This window comes from Flavobacterium sp. FlaQc-48 (assembly GCF_044007335.1).
Classification (GTDB): Bacteria; Bacteroidota; Bacteroidia; order Flavobacteriales; family Flavobacteriaceae; genus Flavobacterium.
On the sequence record NZ_JBIPCR010000015.1, the window covers coordinates 54,008 to 72,309 of the forward strand.

At 29.3% G+C, this 18,302-nt stretch carries 17 protein-coding genes; all 17 read right to left on the reverse strand.

Annotated elements, in window-relative coordinates; all coding sequences use genetic code 11:
• Positions 1–1,215, reverse strand: coding sequence for a glycosyltransferase family 4 protein (locus tag ACHRWY_RS20460; protein ID WP_395357151.1), 1,215 nt, complete (start codon positions 1,213–1,215; stop codon positions 1–3).
• 1 nt (position 1,216) lies between these two features.
• Positions 1,217–1,963 (reverse strand): class I SAM-dependent methyltransferase, encoded by a 747-nt coding sequence (locus tag ACHRWY_RS20465; RefSeq protein ID WP_395357152.1) that lies wholly within the window; start codon positions 1,961–1,963, stop codon positions 1,217–1,219.
• 40 nt (positions 1,964–2,003) lie between these two features.
• Positions 2,004–3,272 (reverse strand): polysaccharide ABC transporter ATP-binding protein, encoded by a 1,269-nt coding sequence (locus tag ACHRWY_RS20470; RefSeq protein WP_395357154.1) that lies wholly within the window; start codon positions 3,270–3,272, stop codon positions 2,004–2,006.
• A 56-nt stretch (positions 3,273–3,328) separates the two neighbouring features.
• Positions 3,329–4,195, reverse strand: a complete 867-nt coding sequence (locus ACHRWY_RS20475; RefSeq protein WP_395357155.1) for an ABC transporter permease — start codon at positions 4,193–4,195, stop codon at positions 3,329–3,331.
• Between the two features lie 188 nt (positions 4,196–4,383).
• Entirely contained in the window at positions 4,384–6,354 is a 1,971-nt protein-coding gene (locus ACHRWY_RS20480) for a polysaccharide biosynthesis protein (protein WP_395357157.1), read from the reverse strand.
• Positions 6,355–6,438: 84 nt separating this feature from the next.
• Entirely contained in the window at positions 6,439–7,323 is an 885-nt protein-coding gene (gene rfbA, locus ACHRWY_RS20485) for a glucose-1-phosphate thymidylyltransferase RfbA (RefSeq protein WP_395357159.1), read from the reverse strand.
• A gap of 42 nt (positions 7,324–7,365) precedes the next feature.
• Complete coding sequence (rfbD, locus tag ACHRWY_RS20490; RefSeq protein ID WP_395357161.1) at positions 7,366–8,211, reverse strand: dTDP-4-dehydrorhamnose reductase; 846 nt, start codon at positions 8,209–8,211, stop codon at positions 7,366–7,368.
• Positions 8,211–8,759 carry a dTDP-4-dehydrorhamnose 3,5-epimerase gene (gene rfbC, locus ACHRWY_RS20495; RefSeq protein WP_395357163.1) on the reverse strand — a complete coding sequence of 183 codons (549 nt, stop codon included), beginning with the start codon at positions 8,757–8,759 and terminating at the stop codon, positions 8,211–8,213. Before rfbC ends, rfbD begins: the two co-directional genes overlap by 1 nt.
• A 30-nt stretch (positions 8,760–8,789) precedes the next feature.
• Positions 8,790–9,923, reverse strand: coding sequence for a DegT/DnrJ/EryC1/StrS family aminotransferase (locus ACHRWY_RS20500; protein ID WP_395357279.1), 1,134 nt, complete (start codon positions 9,921–9,923; stop codon positions 8,790–8,792).
• Positions 9,916–10,341 (reverse strand): hypothetical protein, encoded by a 426-nt coding sequence (locus ACHRWY_RS20505; RefSeq protein ID WP_395357164.1) that lies wholly within the window; start codon positions 10,339–10,341, stop codon positions 9,916–9,918. Before ACHRWY_RS20505 ends, ACHRWY_RS20500 begins: the two co-directional genes overlap by 8 nt.
• Positions 10,338–11,303: a glycosyltransferase family 4 protein gene (locus ACHRWY_RS20510; protein ID WP_395357166.1), complete on the reverse strand. Its 966-nt coding sequence runs from the start codon at positions 11,301–11,303 to the stop codon at positions 10,338–10,340. The genes ACHRWY_RS20505 and ACHRWY_RS20510 overlap by 4 nt, the downstream gene beginning before the upstream one ends.
• 99 nt (positions 11,304–11,402) lie before the next feature.
• Positions 11,403–12,383 carry an EpsG family protein gene (locus tag ACHRWY_RS20515; RefSeq protein ID WP_395357168.1) on the reverse strand — a complete coding sequence of 327 codons (981 nt, stop codon included), beginning with the start codon at positions 12,381–12,383 and terminating at the stop codon, positions 11,403–11,405.
• A gap of 384 nt (positions 12,384–12,767) precedes the next feature.
• A complete protein-coding gene (locus tag ACHRWY_RS20520; protein ID WP_395357169.1) occupies positions 12,768–13,667 on the reverse strand; it encodes an NAD-dependent epimerase/dehydratase family protein in 900 nt (299 codons plus the stop codon).
• Positions 13,668–13,684: 17 nt separating this feature from the next.
• The gene (locus ACHRWY_RS20525; RefSeq protein ID WP_395357170.1) at positions 13,685–14,836 is read right to left on the reverse strand and encodes a glycosyltransferase; all 1,152 of its coding nucleotides are present in this window, start codon (positions 14,834–14,836) and stop codon (positions 13,685–13,687) included.
• 13 nt (positions 14,837–14,849) lie between these two features.
• Positions 14,850–15,806: an NAD-dependent epimerase/dehydratase family protein gene (locus ACHRWY_RS20530; RefSeq protein ID WP_395357171.1), complete on the reverse strand. Its 957-nt coding sequence runs from the start codon at positions 15,804–15,806 to the stop codon at positions 14,850–14,852.
• Between the two features lie 161 nt (positions 15,807–15,967).
• Complete coding sequence (locus ACHRWY_RS20535; protein ID WP_395357173.1) at positions 15,968–16,984, reverse strand: glycosyltransferase; 1,017 nt, start codon at positions 16,982–16,984, stop codon at positions 15,968–15,970.
• Positions 16,985–17,101: 117 nt separating this feature from the next.
• Positions 17,102–18,292 (reverse strand): hypothetical protein, encoded by a 1,191-nt coding sequence (locus ACHRWY_RS20540; RefSeq protein WP_395357174.1) that lies wholly within the window; start codon positions 18,290–18,292, stop codon positions 17,102–17,104.
• Positions 18,293–18,302: the final 10 nt, after the last annotated feature.

Below are 18,302 nucleotides of genomic sequence, written 5' to 3' on the forward strand. Positions count from 1 at the left end.
TTATGTTTTGGCGATTTCGTTTTGAAGTATTGCAATTCTCGGTAGCATTTGAATTTCATTTGAATAAACCTTTTGAAATTTTTTTCGGCCATTTTCAGAAATTGAATACAATTTTTCTGGATTTTGTATCAAATTTTCTATTTGATTTATAAGTGATTGTTTTTGACTTTCTATTAAAATTAAATCTACATTCGCAATAAAACTATTGTTTTGCTTTAATTCATCTGTAATTAATACAACAACCCCATTTAAAACGGCTTCTACGACAGTGCCTAAAGGGAAACCGTCAAAAGCTCCTTTTCCCAAAATAAAGGCTTTATTGGGAGAAATTAGCACGTCCATATTTTTATAGATTCTTCCTAATGATTCAAAATTCTGATATCCATAAAATTTAATTTTATCTTCTAGCATGCGTACATCTATATCAGCATCCGTAAAACCACCAATAATATGAAATCTAACAAAATCATATTTCCTCGATATTTCTATAGCAAAATCTATAAAAACATCATATCCTTTATCTTCTCCTTTAGGGGTGTATTTAGCTGCACAAAAACAAATATCAAATGTAGTTTTTCCCTTTAGATAAGTCTTTTTATCACCCAAATCTTTATTTAAGGATATTTGAGGAACAACTCCTCCAAAAATAAATTCTATGTTTCCGTGACTACAAAGTTTTTTTTCTAATAAGTAATCCTGAGTTATTTTTTGAGTTACAATAACCTTTCGAAACATTTGTGATTCTAAAACCCTTTTTAACTTACTATCACTTATAGATTCGTTTAATTGAAATCCTCCTCCCGGATATAAAGTAAAAATAAAAGGAATCTTATATCTCTCTATCCATTCTAAATTCATATAAATGTTATTGAGGAAAACACAATAAAATAATTTCGTATTTATATTAATAAATCTTTTTTTTAATTTTAATTTCTTCTTTAACGAATTATTCTGTGCTTCAAATTGTTCGATATGTTTTATATGATCTTCTATTGGAGTATTGACAATGGGATAGGCCAAAGGTTCTACTATAATTTTAGATTTACTGAAATTATTAAGCAAAACTGTAAATTCCTCAGATCGAAAACCGGAAACCGGATGAGGAAATATATCGTCGTAAATTAATAAATCTTTTTTTCTAAATCCTTTAAAAAAATATTTTCTATCCAATAACGCTATTGGCATTGCTAATAAGGATCTAATTTTTTTTATCATTTTATTGTAGAGCTTTCACTTTTTTAAAATTAGCCCTAACAAAATCTATTTCTTCGTTTGAAAGACCCTTTCCAAAAACTGCAAAATCGTTTGTTTCATCAACATATTTATCAACAAATTCCATTTCTTTACTTAATAAAGAAAATGCTGGCTGAACAGAATCCCAAGAAACATCATCTAAAACAATAAAACTTTTTTCTTGTAGTAGTGGTAAATAATTATTAACATCTTCCATTACAAATTTTGTGTCATGATTTCCATCTATATGCACTAATCCAAATGATATATTATTATTACTAAAATAAACTGCTGCATCTGAGGATTTTTTCCTAATTAATTGACAATTGTTTTGATATTTTTTATCATTTAAAATTTTAGTAACCCCATTAAATAAGCCTTGAAAATCTACTGATGCAATAAATTCATCTAATTGTTTTTGTAAAGAAGGATTATCATATTGTAAAGCATCTTCATTACTATAAGGATCTATTCCGTAAACAATACCTTTAGAATAAAATTTATGGGCAATAGCTTGTGGAAACAAAGAACGTCCTCTGTAAACACCAATATCAGCCGTATTTTTAAGCTCGAAATCACTAATTATCAAACTCATTAACAATCCTTTTTCATGGCTGCAACCCCCTCCAAAATCCTGAGGTATTAGAGCGTGAATTTTTTTTATCTCATTACTTAAAACATCTATTTTAGTTTGTTTACTTTTAAAAAAACTGGCAATGTATTTTATCATTTTATTTTTAGTTTATTATTCTTTTTAATTTTTTATTACTCTACAAATTAATACGTTCATTTTTCCATTTCAGATCAGGTCTTATTATCCCACCCCAATAACCAAAATAGCCCTTTCTTTGATCGCCATTTTCATCTACCTCTATAGCTACAATGTTTTCTAACTGAGTGATTATTTCAAAATTATTACCAACTAATAAAACTGTAAAAAAATACTTTCCGGTATTGAGAAAATTCTTGGGTATAACGCATGTACTTTTATATTTTCCTTTTTCTAATGGGATTCTTTCTAGATTTGGAGAAGCTAAAACATGAACTTCTTTATCATTAAGAATTGAAATATTGGCATTAATTAAATTTCCTTCTAGAAAATTAAAATATTCTATTTCTATTTTAATATCATTTTCTATTAAAAAATAATTCTCATCACTCAAAATTTTTATTGAAGTAATTTTAGCTTCTGAGTTACCAGGTGCATCTTCAATATTCCATTTTATATTAGAAACAAAATTTACAGAATTAGAACTATAAATATCTAAAGCCTGGTCAATATTACCATCAAAACTCACAAATCCATTTTCCATTACAATTCCTCTTGTGCATAGACTCTTAACCGCTGCCATATTGTGACTAACAAATAAAACGGTTCTACCTCCTTCACGAGATATATTCTGCATTTTTCCAATAGCTTTTTTCTGGAATTCAGCATCTCCAACAGCCAAAACCTCATCGATAACTAAAATTTCAGGTTCTAAAAAAGCTGCCACGGCAAAAGCTAAACGAACCGTCATTCCGGAACTATATCTTTTGACTGGTGTATCTATATAACGTATGCATCCTGAAAACTCAATAATTTCATCCAGTTTTGAAGAGATTTCTTTTTTAGTCATACCTAAAATAGCACCGTTCAGATAAATATTTTCTCTTCCGGTCATTTCACCATTAAAACCTGTACCTACTTCGAGAAGTGAAGCAATACGACCACGAGATTTAATACTCCCTGTAGTTGGAGCTGTCACTTTTGAGAGTATTTTTAAAAGTGTAGATTTTCCTGCTCCATTTTTACCAATAATTCCCAGAACTTCTCCCCTTTCTACTTCGAAATTAATATCTTTTAAAGCCCAGACATAATCCAAATTACCCTTTGTAGAGCGATCATTGATATCACCAATTTTTAGATATGGGCTTTCTTTACCTCTAATCTTATGCCACCAACGATTAATGTCATGACTTAACGTACCAGTACCTACCTGTCCTAAACGATATTGCTTAGAAATATTCTCGGCTTTTAAAATTATATCTTTCTTCAATTATTAATGGTAATTATAAATTAATTATCTAATATTTAGAGCTGTATCGATTTGAATTAAACAGTATCGATGAAGCTCTTTTCAGTTTTATTAAACATTAAAAGTCCCGTAAAAAGCACAAGGAGAGTTACAAAAAAAGTATACCCTAATCCTAATAAAGAAATCTCTCCTACATTTAAAAGCATATAACGAGCGGTTTCTATGATATAAGCTAATGGATTATATTGAACAAGCCATCCATAGCTTGGTAACTTATCTTTAATTAATTCCATTGGATACATTACTGCCGAAAGGTACATTAGCAACTGTATTCCAAAACCAATTAAATGACTAAAATCGCGATATTTTGTTACCATTGCGGAAATAAGCATTCCTAATCCCAATCCCAGAAGTCCCATTACTACAATTAAAACAGGAAATAATAAAACCAGACTATTTAAGCTTAAATCTGTTCCCTGAAAATAATAAAAAATATAGAATCCAATAAAAATTAAAAACTGTATTCCGAACTTTACCAGGTTAGAAATCACAACGGATAATGGTGTAATAATTCTGGGGAAATAAACTTTACCAAAAATAGCAGCATTAGCTTTAAAAGTATCTGAAGTTCCTGTTAAACAGGCTGTGAAGTAATTCCAAACCGTTATTCCTGCCAGGTTAAATAAAAATGGCGGAACTGTTCCGGTATCAATTCCTGCAACATTATTGAATATTATTGTAAATGTGACAGATGTAAATAAAGGCTGAATTAAATACCAAAGCGGGCCCAAAACGGTTTGTTTGTAAACTGTAATAACGTCACGCTTTACAAAAAGGAGTAATAAATCTCTATATTGCCAAACTTCTTTTAAGTTTAACGAGAAGAACTTATTTTTAGGTGTTATTTCAAACAACCAATCATTGGGGCTATTGTTGTCGTTCATTTTATATAATTACAAATAATTTGTAATCTCTTTTTTTCTTTAAAACTGTTAATCTAGTGTGTGTTTAATCCCGTTTAATTAACCAGATTTTTATTCTTTTAATAAATTATTTAAAAGCAAAAAGGCGTTTTAAAAAAAAACACCTTTTATTATTATTTAGAATCAAAATTCAAATTCGCAGTAAGAAACTACTTATCTAAAACTTCGAAAGCAGAATTCATACTTTTAAATTCGGGAACAATTTTTTTCATTTTGGTTACAATATCATCGTTATCATAAAAGTCAGCAATACCAATAAGCTCATCAATTTCAATGTGCAAATTTTCATATTCGTCTTGTATTTCCTGAGCAATCATGATTTTGTTATGATAGGTTGGTAATGTCTTAGAAGTATCATTTAATAGTTCTTCATATAGTTTTTCACCAGGACGCAAACCTACAATTTTAATTTTGATTTCTTTATCAGGAATAAACCCTGCCAGTTTAATCATTTTTTTTGCAAGGTCTATAATCTTTACGGGTTTACCCATGTCAAAAATATAAATCTCACCTCCATTACCCATTGCTCCTGCTTCTAATACCAACTGGCAAGCCTCCGGAATAGTCATAAAATAACGAATAATATCCTGGTGCGTTATAGTAACCGGTCCACCTTCGGCAATTTGCTTGGTAAACAAAGGAACCACAGATCCGTTTGAGCCTAAAACATTTCCAAAACGAGTCGTAATAAATTTAGTAACTCCTCCGTCAACATTTTCTTTTTGATTTTTCAAAAATAGTGATTGCACGTATTTTTCTGCTATACGTTTACTCGCTCCCATTACATTACTAGGATTAACTGCTTTATCAGTGGAGACCATTACAAATTTTTTGACATGGTATTTACAGGATAAATCAGCCAGATTTTTAGTTCCCTTAATATTGGTCTGAATAGCTTGTGATGGATTTTCTTCCATCAATGGAACATGTTTATAAGCAGCGGCATGAAAAACAACATGCGGACTGTAATTTTTAAAAACTTTTTCAAGAGCTTTTTTACTTCTTACATCTGCGATAACTGCTATAATTTTTGCTTGTGAACCTAAGGTCAGGGTTTCTAGGCACAAGTTATGAAGAGGTGTTTCTGCATGATCAAGAATAATAACCATTTTAGGATTAAATCCAAGAACCTGTCTTACTATTTCACTTCCAATTGATCCGGCAGCACCAGTAATCAGAACTGTTTTATCTTTTAATTGCTTAGAAATAGATTTACTATCCAGAACGATCGGTTTTCTTTCTAATAAATCTTCAATCTGAATATTTTTTACTTTTTGAGAAATCTCTTTTTGGTTTTCCCAATCTGAAATTAAAGGAACGGTATATACCCTGTAATTAAATTCTAAACATTGATCAACAATAATTAATTGTTCTTCTTTAGATAAACTTTTATCCGCAATAATAACGCCTTCTGCAGCTACAGAACGCATTAAAGCTGGTAATTTTTTTCTTAAAATCAGAATGGGCAAATCTAACATTCTCTTAGATGCATTCTGATTATTTTTATCTACAAAACCCACTATTTTAAATCTTGAAGGAGTTTCAAATTTTAATGCATTGGCAACAGAAATAGCATTGGCATCTGTTCCATAAATTACCGTTCTGATTAATTTAGAGTTTGTTTTCTCTGAAAAATAGAGCTCAAAAGTTTGTTTTACAATAACACGATATAAAAACAAACCACAAAAGGATAACACTAAATTGATAAAAAGTGCTGTATTTAGAAAAGCCTTATGTCCTGTATATAATTCAAAAACTAAATTAAAAAACAGAAAAAACACCAAAACTGACATTTGAGAAAACAACAGTTTTATAGCATCTATATAAGATGAATGTCTAATGATCCCGGAATAAGTCCTAAAAAGCCAAAAGAAAAATATATTGATGACAATTAAACTTGCAACAAAATAGAACTGATGGGAAGTTATTATGTAACCTAAAGCTGTCCCTTCAAACAACATATAAGTAAAGGTGAATGAAAAAATAAGAACCATTACATCAATAGCAATAATGATCCATCTAGGCAGATAACTAAGGTTATTGATACTTGCTCTTAAATTCCTTGGTGAGAAGGAATTGTGCAGCATTGAGGCTATTTTGGTTTGTTTATCTGTATCCAATTTTGGTTTCGTTTAGTTTTGTAAACTTTGTATGACTTACAAAAATACAAATTAAAGGTTTAAAAAATTATTTCTATACCTAAATTAAATCTTAATACCTTTTTTCTTTTGTTTCAAAAACTCCAGCAAATAAGCTCCATATCCGGATTTTACTAAAGGTAAAGCTAATTCTTCGAGCTGAGCATCATTTATAAATCCTTGTCTCCAGGCAATTTCCTCGATACATCCTACTTTCAGACCTTGTCTTTCTTCAAGAACCTGCACAAACTGACCTGCCTGCATTAAACTGTTAAATGTTCCTGTATCCAGCCATGCTGTACCTCTGCTCAAAATGCCTACTTTTAAAATTTCTTTTTCTAAATATACTTTATTTACATCTGTAATTTCATACTCTCCACGAGCACTTGGTTTAATATTTTTAGCAATCTCTACAACTGAATTATCATAGAAATATAATCCTGGGACTGCATAATTAGATTTTGGTATTTCAGGCTTTTCTTCGATAGAAATAGCTTTGAAGTTTTCATCAAACTCTACCACTCCATATCGTTCGGGATCTGAGACATGGTAAGCAAAAACAACTCCTCCATTTGGTTTTGTATTTGATTTTAAAAGTTCCTGCATATTAGACCCGAAGAAAATATTATCTCCCAAAATTAAAGCAACATCATCTTGTCCTATAAACTCTTCTCCAATTACAAAAGCCTGGGCCAATCCATTTGGAATGGCTTGTTCAGCGTAGCTAAACTTACATCCTAAACTAGAACCATCTCCTAATAATTTTTTAAAATTGGGTAAATCATGTGGAGTAGAAATAATTAAAACCTCGTTTATTCCGGACATCATTAGTGTTGATAGTGGGTAATAAATCATTGGTTTATCATAAACCGGCATCATTTGTTTGCTCATTGCCAATGTCAACGGATGTAAACGGGTGCCAGAACCTCCAGCTAAAATAATTCCTTTCATAAATCTTAATTTTAGATTTTAGATGTCATATAATTCAAATATTTATACAAACATTTTTTTTAAACTCTCTTTATAATTTGGAATATTTAAATTATAAACGGTTTTAATTTTTTTCTTATTCAATAGTGAAAATTCCGGACGCTTTGCCGGAGTTGGGTAAGATGCGGATGGTATACCTTCAACATTACAATTATATCCTCCAAGTTCTTTTATCGACAACGCAAATTCATACCAACTTATTTCACCTTCATTCGAATAATTGTAAATGCCAGGGATCCATTTCGGAGATTCAACAATATCAATCATAGCCTGAGCAAGATCAGCTGCGTATGTTGGTGAACCAATTTGGTCGTTAACCACGTTAATACCATCTCTTTCCTGCATTAATCGTTGCATCGTTTTTACAAAATTATTTCCAAATTTACTGTAAACCCAAGAAGTCCTTATAATAATTGAGTTTGGATTTTCTTTCAAACAAGCAATTTCACCCGCTCTTTTACTTGCTCCATAAACATTGACAGGATTCGTTTCTTCGTCTTCATTTAAGGCAATTGAAGAGGTCCCATCAAAAACATAGTCCGTAGAGATATGAATTAATTTGGCATTATTTTCAAAAGTATATTTTGCGATTAATTCTACAGCAAGATGGTTTATTTTAAAAGCCAATTCTTTTTCTGTTTCAGCTTTATCAACCGCTGTATAAGCACCACAATTTAAGATTATATTGGGGTGAATTTCTTCTAATTGAATTTTAAGAGTCTCTAAATCATCCAAAGTAATTTTACTTCTATCAGCAAAAACCCACTCATATTGAGGATATTTTGAAGCTAAAACTGCTAATTCAGATCCTAATTGTCCGTTTGAACCTGTTACAAGAATTCTTTCCATTAAAATAAACTATTACAATTGTCAATAAAAGGAAGTACTTGATCTTTCTCTGAGACGATTGCTTCTTCTAAGTTCATTCCCCAATCAATGTTCAAAGAGGGATCATCAAATTTAATTCCCCCCTCGGAATCTTTATTATAAAACTGGTCACATTTATAAATTACAGTTGCCGTTTCGCTAATAACTGAAAAACCATGAGCAAAGCCTTGTGGCACCAAAAGTTGTTTTTTATTTTCTGCTGATAATAAAACACTAAATGATTTTCCATATGTTGGAGAGTCCTTTCTTAAGTCAACAGCAACATCAATAATTTCCCCTTCTAAAACACGTATTAATTTGGTTTGTGCAAAGGGAGGATTTTGGTAATGTAAACCTCGTAAAGTTCCTTTTTTTGAGAATGACTGGTTGTCCTGCACGAAATCTATATTAATTCCTAAACTTTTAAATTTAATTTTACTGTATGATTCGAAAAAATACCCTCTTTCATCCCCAAAAATTATTGGCTCTATTATTTGTAAATCTTTTAAAAACGTTTCTTTAATTGTCATCTAAAAATCTTATTCTATTAGCGTCTGCTCCTATTTAAAAAAATCTTTTATTACAGTTTTAATTCTATTTTTATCTATATAATTTAAATTTGAACCGGATGGCAAACATAAACCTTTTTCAAATAACATATCGGAGATTTTATCTCCATAGTAAGGGTATTTTTCAAAAATTGGCTGCAGATGCATCGGTTTCCAAAGTGGACGTGTTTCTATATTTTGATTTTCAAAGGCAATCCTTAAACTTTCTCTGTCTTTTTCTTTATTTGGTTCTATTAAAATAGTATTTAACCAATAATTCGAATAATAATCTTCATTTAAAACCTCGAAAAGCTTTACCCTTTCTATTTCATTAAAAACATCTTTGTAAAAAAAATGATTTTCTCTGCGGGCAATCACATTTTTATCTAAAATTTGAACCTGCCCAAGACCTATTCCTGCACAGATATTACTCATTCTATAATTATAACCAATTTCGCTATGTTGATAATGCACTGCTTCATCTTTTGCTTGAGTGGCATAAAAAATTGCTTTTTCTTTTAAATTAATTGAATTCGAAATTAGGGCACCTCCACTAGAAGTTGTAATTATTTTATTTCCATTAAATGAAAGAATTCCAAAATCTCCAAAACTACCGCATTTTTTTCCTTTATAAGAACTTCCCAAAGCTTCGGCACTATCTTCAATAATTGGAATATCATACTTCCCAGCAATAGCATGAATTTCATCCACTTTATATGGATTGCCATAAAGATGTACTGCTATAATTACTTTGGGCTTTTTGCCTTTTTTAATTCTATCTTTAATTGCAATTTCTAAATTTTCAGGACAAATATTCCAGGTGTCTAATTCGCTGTCTACAAAAACAGGAATTGCTCCCTGATACAAAATTGGATTGGCCGAAGCTGAAAATGTCATGCTTTGGCAAATCACCTCATCTCCTTTCTTTACTCCTAATAGAATCAATGCTAAATGAATAGCTGATGTACCAGCATTAAGTGCTGCTACAAATGACCCATCGTAAAGATAATTTTCTAAAGCACTTTCAAATTCATCAACATTTGGCCCTCCGGAAGTGATCCAATTTGTTTGCAAAGCCTTTTGAATATACTCTTGTTCAAAACCGCTTTGTTCAGATAAGGATAAATAAATTCGTTTATTATCCATTAATTTTCCAATAATTCGAAGGATAACGAATATCATCATCCTCAACATTTGCAAGTGGTAATGTTGAAAAAGAAATTAGTTTTGAATCTTTTTCTAAAGACTCTATAGCATTCGCATAACCTGCAGGAATATGCACTATCTTACTATCATTAGCAGAAACAAAAATAGTTTCTACTGTTAATTCTTTCGAAGGATTTTCCCAGTTATCAATTTTTACAAAATGAATATTGAAAGAGCCAGTTAAACAATAGAAATTTTTAGTGTCTAATTTGTGCCCTTGCCAGGCACGAATAGGATTTTGTTGAGAATTCCTAATAATATAAAACCTTTCTATATCCGTAAATTTAAAATCATTTACGTACGAAATAGTTCCGCGATGATCAGAGAAATTTCCTCCCTCAATTATTTTCGGAATCATATACTGACTTTTACTCTATTTTTATTCAACAAATAAAATTTCAACGTATATACAGCTAATAATGGCAATAATATTATTAGAAACAAGACCAAATCATGAACTTTTTGATATAACAAAATTACCAAAGCAGAAACTACAATTTGAACCACCGCATAATATGCGGCAACAAGTCTGTGCTGAATCTTATATTCATTACTCAAAACCTGATACAAATGTAAACGATGAGCCTGGAAAATATTTTGTTTTAAATACAAACGATGGATTATGGTACAAATAGCATCAACACCATAAATTGCTAAAAATAAAAGCCACACAAGAGAATTTGTGACCAAGATCAGCTTCAAGATCAAATAAATTACCCAAAAAGCAATCGCGATACTACCAATGTCCCCAGCAAAACATTTTGCCTTTTTCCTATAATTAAAAAACAGGAAAACTAAACTAGCGATCATTGCATACTTTATAAAAACAGCATCAAAAAAGAATTGGATGTTCTTATTAACATATAATAATGCCCCCATAACAACTAAAGTATACAATCCTGTAATACCATTGATCCCATCCATAAAGTTATAAGCATTAATTAATCCTATGGCTAAAATATAAGCCATAACGATTCCATATAATGGCATCAAATTAAAAACGTTTAGATCATAAAAAATTAATGTAATAGCCAGAAAGTGAACAGAGATTCTTATTTTATTGGATAAACTTTGAATGTCATCCCAAAAACTAACCAAACTAACTAAAGTGATTCCAGTAAAGAAAAAATAATTACTCTGAATATTCTGAACGAAATAGAGCAAAGCAGAAAACCAAAAAATAATTCCTCCTCCTCTTAAAGTAATTTCAGTGTGAGAACTTCTCTCGTTGGGTTTATCAATGATATTAAAATGATTAGCTACTTTAAAATACAGTAACATTATAATCATTAAAAGAATTCCTAATATTGTATATTGCATTATATGATTTGTAAAACTTTTAATTATTTATTGTTCTAAATTAATGATTTTATAATAACCAAATAGACTTGTTGTACTAATTATCCCTACTGAAGCTTATTATATAGTATTATTAAATAGTAGTGTTTTATAAGGGATTAACTTTAACTCTTCTTTTATCGTACTCTCACTATCCATTTTTATAGCCCTAAAATAAGGGAATAAATAAAAGCAACACAAAAAACCTAAAAGCCAAAATCGTTTGTTCACTAAAGCATGACGAAGAATATCTGCAACAAGAATGATTTCAAAAATTCTGAAATAAATATAAATTCTTGTTAACTCTGTAGATTCCGAAAATAAATTTAAAAAGAGAATTGAACAAACATAAAGCAACAACAGAGATCTTTGATAATCTTGATGAAAACCTTTTTTATCAAAATAACTTATGACTAAAAACCCCATCACATTAATGACTAATAACTTTAACAGAGGAACTGCAACAACAGATTTACTAGAAACATAAAACAAATAATGAGAATCCTTAAAAAACAAACTCAACCAATAGATAACGCCTATTCGTGAGACAATAAATGAAACTACTATTAGTATATATAAATAGTAATTTTTTATTGAATCCTCCCATCTATAAACTAGGGGAAAAATAACAAAAGGTATCAAACAACTGTAATGAAATGATATCGCTACTGCCATCCATAAAAAATATAAAAAATATTTTCTATCCATCAAAAAAGTAAAGGCATAAAAAGAAATAGTGACAGACAAATATTGTCTGATGTAAGTAAATGAATACAAGAATAAAACTGGTATCATAAAATAAAGAACCAAAGGCAGGCTACTTTTTTTAGTATATTTTTTAATTGCCAAGTAAGCAAACAAATAAGTAAAAAAAGAAAAAAAGAAAAAAAGAAATGTATAATCTAGATTTAGATATCGAAAAACTTTCATAATACCTAAAAAACCAAATTCAAGACCATCATCCCTAGTCCCTTTAAGATACCAAGTAATATAACTATTATAATCCCATCCTATTCTATCTCTAAATCCTCCAATTAAGACTAGAATTCCTAAAAGTGTCAAACTAATGGAATTTTCTGTATTAGGATACTTATAACTTATAAAAGATAAAAGTAATATCACTAATAATAACAAAACATAAAACCCCATCCAATTTATCTTTTTATTTCTTGCATTTTATATCTTAACTGTTTGGATATATACACTTAATTAAATTCATATTATTTCTTATTCTATTAAAAAAAATCTAATTATAAATTTTAACATTTAAATTTAGTAGGTTCCCTCTAATCTTTGATATTTACTTGTTTTTAGAAATTTTTTATTCCAACTATTCAATCAATAATACTATGGTTAAAATAAACTTTGACAATTCCCTATCTTGATAATTACAAATAAGTTATTGCATAAATGTAGCACTGTAAAAAATCTTATAACATATTCGCGTTATTTAATTATAAAACTTTTTATAGTTTTTTCTAATCCCTCTTTTGCTGTATAAGGAAGCTTATCTATTCCTATTACATCTTTAATTTTTTGATTTGACACTCTATAATTTTCCGTTAACTTCTGAATTGTTTCCGAATTTAGCGGTAATTTTATTAAATCTCCAATTTTTGCCATTCCATTAATTACAAATTTTGGAATTGAAACAGATAAGTTTTTTTTGTTAGAAACAGAAGATATAATTTCCACCAATTGATTTGTTGATAAAACTTCATCGTCCGCAAAATTGTAAACTCCAGAAGGAATTTCTTTATTTTCCAGAATTTCCCTAACCATAAAATTAAGATTATCAATACCTAGAAATGATCTTTGGTTTTCAAATGCGGCCAAAGGATAGGGAATTCTTTTTTTTACTACATTATACAATAAATTAAGATTTCCTTTGTTTCCGGGACCATGAATCATACAAGGCCTTATAATAAAAACTCTTTTGCCTTCTGGAATTTCTTTTGATAAAATGTATTCTTCAGCTTTTAATTTTGATTGCCCGTATGGGGTTTTAGGATTTGGAAGAATATCTTCATATAATATCCCGGACACATCATCTGCAACTGCTTTTACACTACTGAAATAAATAAAATCTTCAACATTGCTTTCTAAAAAAACATCGAACAATTCTTTAGTGATATCTGTGTTAACTCTAAAGTATTCAGATGCATCACTTGTGTTTTTTGTATCATGTGCCTTTCCTGCTAAATGTATAACTGCATCACCATTAAGAACGTCTTTCCAATTTGAATTTCTCAATGAAATTGCTTCTATCAAAAAAGAAAAACTTGATAAATAAGCTGACAGATTTTGACCTACAAAACCCGACGCTCCAGATATAACTAATTTCATTAACGTTTAAACTTTTATTATAATAAAGATTTGTAAAATTCATTCTGAAAAGCATAAATAGCATCCGCAGAAAAATATTCTATAACTCGTTCTTTTGCATTAATTTTTAATTCTTTCAAATATTCTGCATTTTCATATAAATTGATCATTGCTTCTGAAAATTTATTAGTATCCTTAAAAGGAACTAAAATACCTGAGTATCCATTCTCGATCGAATCAGATAGGCCCACAATATCAAAACCGATTGAAGGAATACCTAACGCGGCTGCTTCTACCACAATCGTACCGAAACCTTCACTACTGCTTGGCAAGCACAATACATCGCTTACCGCCAAATATTTTTCATGATTTTTCACAATGTCTAAACTCACAATTTTATTTGTGATTTTTTTATTTTCTGCTAATAACTTATCTAAAAAACCATTTGATTCATCTGGACCAATAAAAAGTAACTTTACATTAGGCAAATAAGCAACTTGAGCAAAAGCCTCTATTAGTTCTTTTATCCCTTTTACAATAGATTTTCTTGCCAAAAAAACATAAACAAAATCATTTTTGCTTATTCCTAATTCAGCTCTTAAAGTATTTCGATCATTTACAATGTTTGAATCGAAAACTTCCAGATTGACTCCCGATAAAGATCCTTTACCCAAATATTGAATAGGCTCCCCATCGACAAGGAAACCATTTTGTGCAAGAAAATTAGATTGAGAAGGGCTATCTGTAAGACAAACAGTATTTAGTTTAAATACTAACTTATCCATAAATTTAAAAAACTTCCTTGAAAAACCAGTTTTTGTTGCCCAAACCTGTCCTGTAAAAGTATGAATTCGTATAGGGACAAATGATAAGACTCCGGCTATAGAAGAAAGTAGCCCTGCCTTAGGCATTATCGAATGAATAATATGTGGCCTTATTTTAACACATAAAAAAACTAGATTAAATAAAGCCTTAAAATCATAAAATAAAGAGGTTTTTCTAAGTATTTTGACATCAATAAACGTAACAAATGTATAATCATTTTTAAATCTTGTCACATTATCTCCTATAACAAATAATTTATAATCTTGTTCTGATCTATCGATAAAATTTTTTAAGTGCCAAGGAACAACCTCTGCTTGTGTAACAATTCTAAACAGCTTTATTTTTTTACCAACTTTAACTTTCATTATGTACAATTAATTATTTAAATAAAGAATCTTTTTTATAAAATCTCACAAGTTTTTCAATTGTCTCTTCTACAGTAACAACTGGCTTATAACTCAGTTCATTTTCAATTTTTGTTGTTTTATATAGTACTTTAGTACTTAAAGCATTTACTCTAGCCACTGTTAGAGGGTTTTTAGGAATAAAAAATGTTAACTTAGCAACAAACTTAGTAAATCCAACTGAAATCCTAAATTTTGGTGAGGGTTTATCTAAAATCTTAGCTATATTTTCTACAAAAAATTCAATGGTACTCCAACTTGAAACTATATAAGTTTCATTTTTTGCTTTAGGATTTGTTGCTGCAAGATATAATGCTTCAACTACATTTTCAACAGGTACATAATTAGCAGAAGATCCCTTAGATCCAACAAAAAAATAAAATCCCTTATCAATCATTTTTATCAGTTGAAAAAGAGATTGATTAGTCATTTGGTAGCCAAAGACATTTGAAGGCCTTACTAAAGTATAACTAAAATTATTTTTTAGAGCTGCTTCCAAAACTAATAAATCCGACTTTAACTTAGTTCTTTCATATTCATTAATTGGATTGTATTCCTGGCTTTCAACTACAATTCCATCATAAATTGGTCCATACACTCCAGTACTACTTAACTGCACCCAATGTTTTATTTTGCCAATTGATGCATTAATTAAATTTATAGTCCCCTCAACATTAACGAATTTCATAATAGATTCATCCCTAATCTCTGCAGCGCAATGATACAATACATCTACATTATCAACAAAATTCAACAATAATTCTTTATTAGATAAATCTCCTTTAAAAATCTGAATCTTCTCTAAACTTTTAAAGTCAAAGTCAAGCTTATCTTTTCTTGATAAAATACGAACTTCATCACCTAACTTAACATGTTTTTCTACTAAAACCTTACCTATAAAACCAGTGGCTCCAGTAATTGCAATTTTCATAATTTATTTTTTAACAGTTTGAAAATAAGCTCACCTAAATTCCCTTATTATTAAATTTTGGAGTAATACTTAAAACACTCTGAGAACTACAACAGAGTAAAATCACTTTTATTTACTACATAAAATGTAGAGAGTAATATATTGTAGAGATACCCACCCAATCAATGCTTTGAAATCATATCAATTACCTCATCAATCTTATCACTTATTATGCTCGTGCTTTCAGGTATATTTTTTTCCAAAGAATGCTCAAAAGCTTTAAGAATAGAAGAAGAAGAGTAAGGATCAAATACGATAGAAGGTTTACAGACTGCGTAAGTGTAAGGTAAATCAGCTCCCATTATCTTACAACCATTTTCTATAGCTTCAACTAGCCCTAAACCAAAACTTTCTGTTAGGGATGGAAAAATCAGATAATCTGATGATTGATAATATTGTAACAAGTCATTCCTTTTTATATAGCCTAAATTTTCAATTGGATATTTTGACTTTAATTTTTCATCAATAAGATTTAAAACATCTATAAACTCTTTGCCTACTGTTAATATCAATCTTCCTTTTTTATACTTATCATAAAAAGTGCAAAATGACTCAATAAGTCGTTTATGATTTTTATGTGGATTAGCTAGACTAACATAAAGATAAGTAAATGGCTCCTTTTTATCGATATTTTTAAATTCTTCAAATGGCGGATAAAAAGGCATAACCAAAATCTTATCAATACCAATTTTAAACTTACTACTCAATCCTTGTTTAACTAAATCTGTCTGAACTAACCAAAGACTTGAGTTATTTATAGATTTTTTCAGAAAAAGACTTTTTAAAGCAAACATGAATTTAAGAATACTTGAATCATTCTCCGTCAAACTAAAATACTGCACACTGTGAAAATACGTAATCACATTACATTTAATCTTTAAACTTGGGGGAATATTTGCAAGACAAAAAATACTTTTAAACTTTTTTCTATTTGTAAGATAAAAGAAGAATCTATTCCACAAACTTGCTTTTAAATAAACAACTTCATTAGAAGGCTTTATTTTATAAGTATTATTCTTAATCCTATGATCAAATAAATAATAATACTTTATATCTTGCTCTTCTAATTTATATACCAAATAATCCAACATCGCCTTCCCGCCACCTGTGTTAATATGTAACGCGTCTATTAATACCATAATTGAATGTAATTAAAGGTTAAACCCTATCATAAAAAAATTAAAATTGCGAAAGATCATAAATACAGATTTTTTTGTCCATCATATTATTCTAAATTGATATTCCACATTTATAAATTATTCTAGGAAGCCAATACGAAAGAGCTCATTTAACAATTGTGTGCTTAATGCTTCTGGTGTAAATTTATTTTTTAAAGAAATAAAATCAATATTTGGTAACGATTTGTTGTTTGACAAATCTTCAACTTTTAAAACCATATCATTAATATTTTCAAATAGAAATCCAAAAGAGCCATATTTTTTGAAAACATATTGAAAATATGCATTTTTTAAAGCTAAAATTGGTTTCTCAAAATTGATAGCATCCATTATTGCACCACTGGCTGTAATATTATAGCTGTTTTTGGGATAAAAAAATAAAATATAATCAAGTTCATTTACCCTATTATTAAAATCATCTCTATTTAATAGAGCACTACTATTTGAAGATAATTCTATTCCACTTCCATTAAATAAGTTGGAATTTTCTGTACATGAACCTACAATAGAAATTTTCACTTTTTCTTTTATCGTAGAATTTATCTTCTTTGCAAATTCCAAAAAACTAAAAAATCCTTTTGTTTTATTAATTGTACCCACTGTAGCAATCCTTAATTCTGCATCGTCTTTTATTTTTTTTATTCCACCTCCAAACAAGTATGGATGATCTACACTTATAAATTTCAAAGCTTTCCCATCATCGACAATTTCACTAATATTTTGCTTTAAAGCATCTCCTAATACAGAAAAATAGAGTCCTTCAGATATTTTTACTTTTTTATTTAGAAAAAAATCACGAGCTAATTTTAATAATAATCGATGTAAGAAACCAGTTTTTTCGACATCAACAACAATTCCTTCCATCTCTCCGTGACAAAACACAAGAATTTTTTTTTTACAAAACTTGTTTAAAAAATTCAAAACTCTGAGACTAAACAAGTTGTTGTAAGGAAAAACCAATACAGTATCCTTTGGAGAAATAATTAAATATTTTATATTTTGGAGAGCACTAAACAAGTAACGTATTAATAAACTAAAACGACCGTTTCCTGCAATTACCCAGACATTATTATATTCAATGTTTTTTGGCGATTCTCTATTTATAATTTTCAGATAGTTTTCGTAGGAACTTTTACTAATTCTTAACTCAACTTTCTTAAAAATCATAGAACACATCAAAAACAACGAAGCATTAAACATTTCGTGCAATGATTTTTGAGAATAAGTATCTACAACTAAAACTTTTTCCCTTGATTCTTTATTTATCATTTATTTTAAA

Excerpts from the sequence above, each read along its gene's own strand:
- ACHRWY_RS20460 (WP_395357151.1), bottom strand. The coding sequence starts at position 1,215 with ATGATAAAAAAAATTAGATCCTTATTAGCAATGCCAATAGCGTTATTG.
- ACHRWY_RS20465 (WP_395357152.1), bottom strand. The coding sequence starts at position 1,963 with ATGATAAAATACATTGCCAGTTTTTTTAAAAGTAAACAAACTAAAATA.
- ACHRWY_RS20475 (WP_395357155.1), bottom strand. The coding sequence starts at position 4,195 with ATGAACGACAACAATAGCCCCAATGATTGGTTGTTTGAAATAACACCT.
- rfbA (WP_395357159.1), bottom strand. The coding sequence starts at position 7,323 with ATGAAAGGAATTATTTTAGCTGGAGGTTCTGGCACCCGTTTACATCCG.
- rfbD (WP_395357161.1), bottom strand. The coding sequence starts at position 8,211 with ATGGAAAGAATTCTTGTAACAGGTTCAAACGGACAATTAGGATCTGAA.
- rfbC (WP_395357163.1), bottom strand. The coding sequence starts at position 8,759 with ATGACAATTAAAGAAACGTTTTTAAAAGATTTACAAATAATAGAGCCA.
- ACHRWY_RS20500 (WP_395357279.1), bottom strand. The coding sequence starts at position 9,923 with ATGGATAATAAACGAATTTATTTATCCTTATCTGAACAAAGCGGTTTT.
- ACHRWY_RS20505 (WP_395357164.1), bottom strand. The coding sequence starts at position 10,341 with ATGATTCCGAAAATAATTGAGGGAGGAAATTTCTCTGATCATCGCGGA.
- ACHRWY_RS20510 (WP_395357166.1), bottom strand. The coding sequence starts at position 11,303 with ATGCAATATACAATATTAGGAATTCTTTTAATGATTATAATGTTACTG.
- ACHRWY_RS20520 (WP_395357169.1), bottom strand. The coding sequence starts at position 13,667 with ATGAAATTAGTTATATCTGGAGCGTCGGGTTTTGTAGGTCAAAATCTG.
- ACHRWY_RS20525 (WP_395357170.1), bottom strand. The coding sequence starts at position 14,836 with ATGAAAGTTAAAGTTGGTAAAAAAATAAAGCTGTTTAGAATTGTTACA.
- ACHRWY_RS20530 (WP_395357171.1), bottom strand. The coding sequence starts at position 15,806 with ATGAAAATTGCAATTACTGGAGCCACTGGTTTTATAGGTAAGGTTTTA.
- ACHRWY_RS20535 (WP_395357173.1), bottom strand. The coding sequence starts at position 16,984 with ATGGTATTAATAGACGCGTTACATATTAACACAGGTGGCGGGAAGGCG.
- ACHRWY_RS20540 (WP_395357174.1), bottom strand. The coding sequence starts at position 18,292 with ATGATAAATAAAGAATCAAGGGAAAAAGTTTTAGTTGTAGATACTTAT.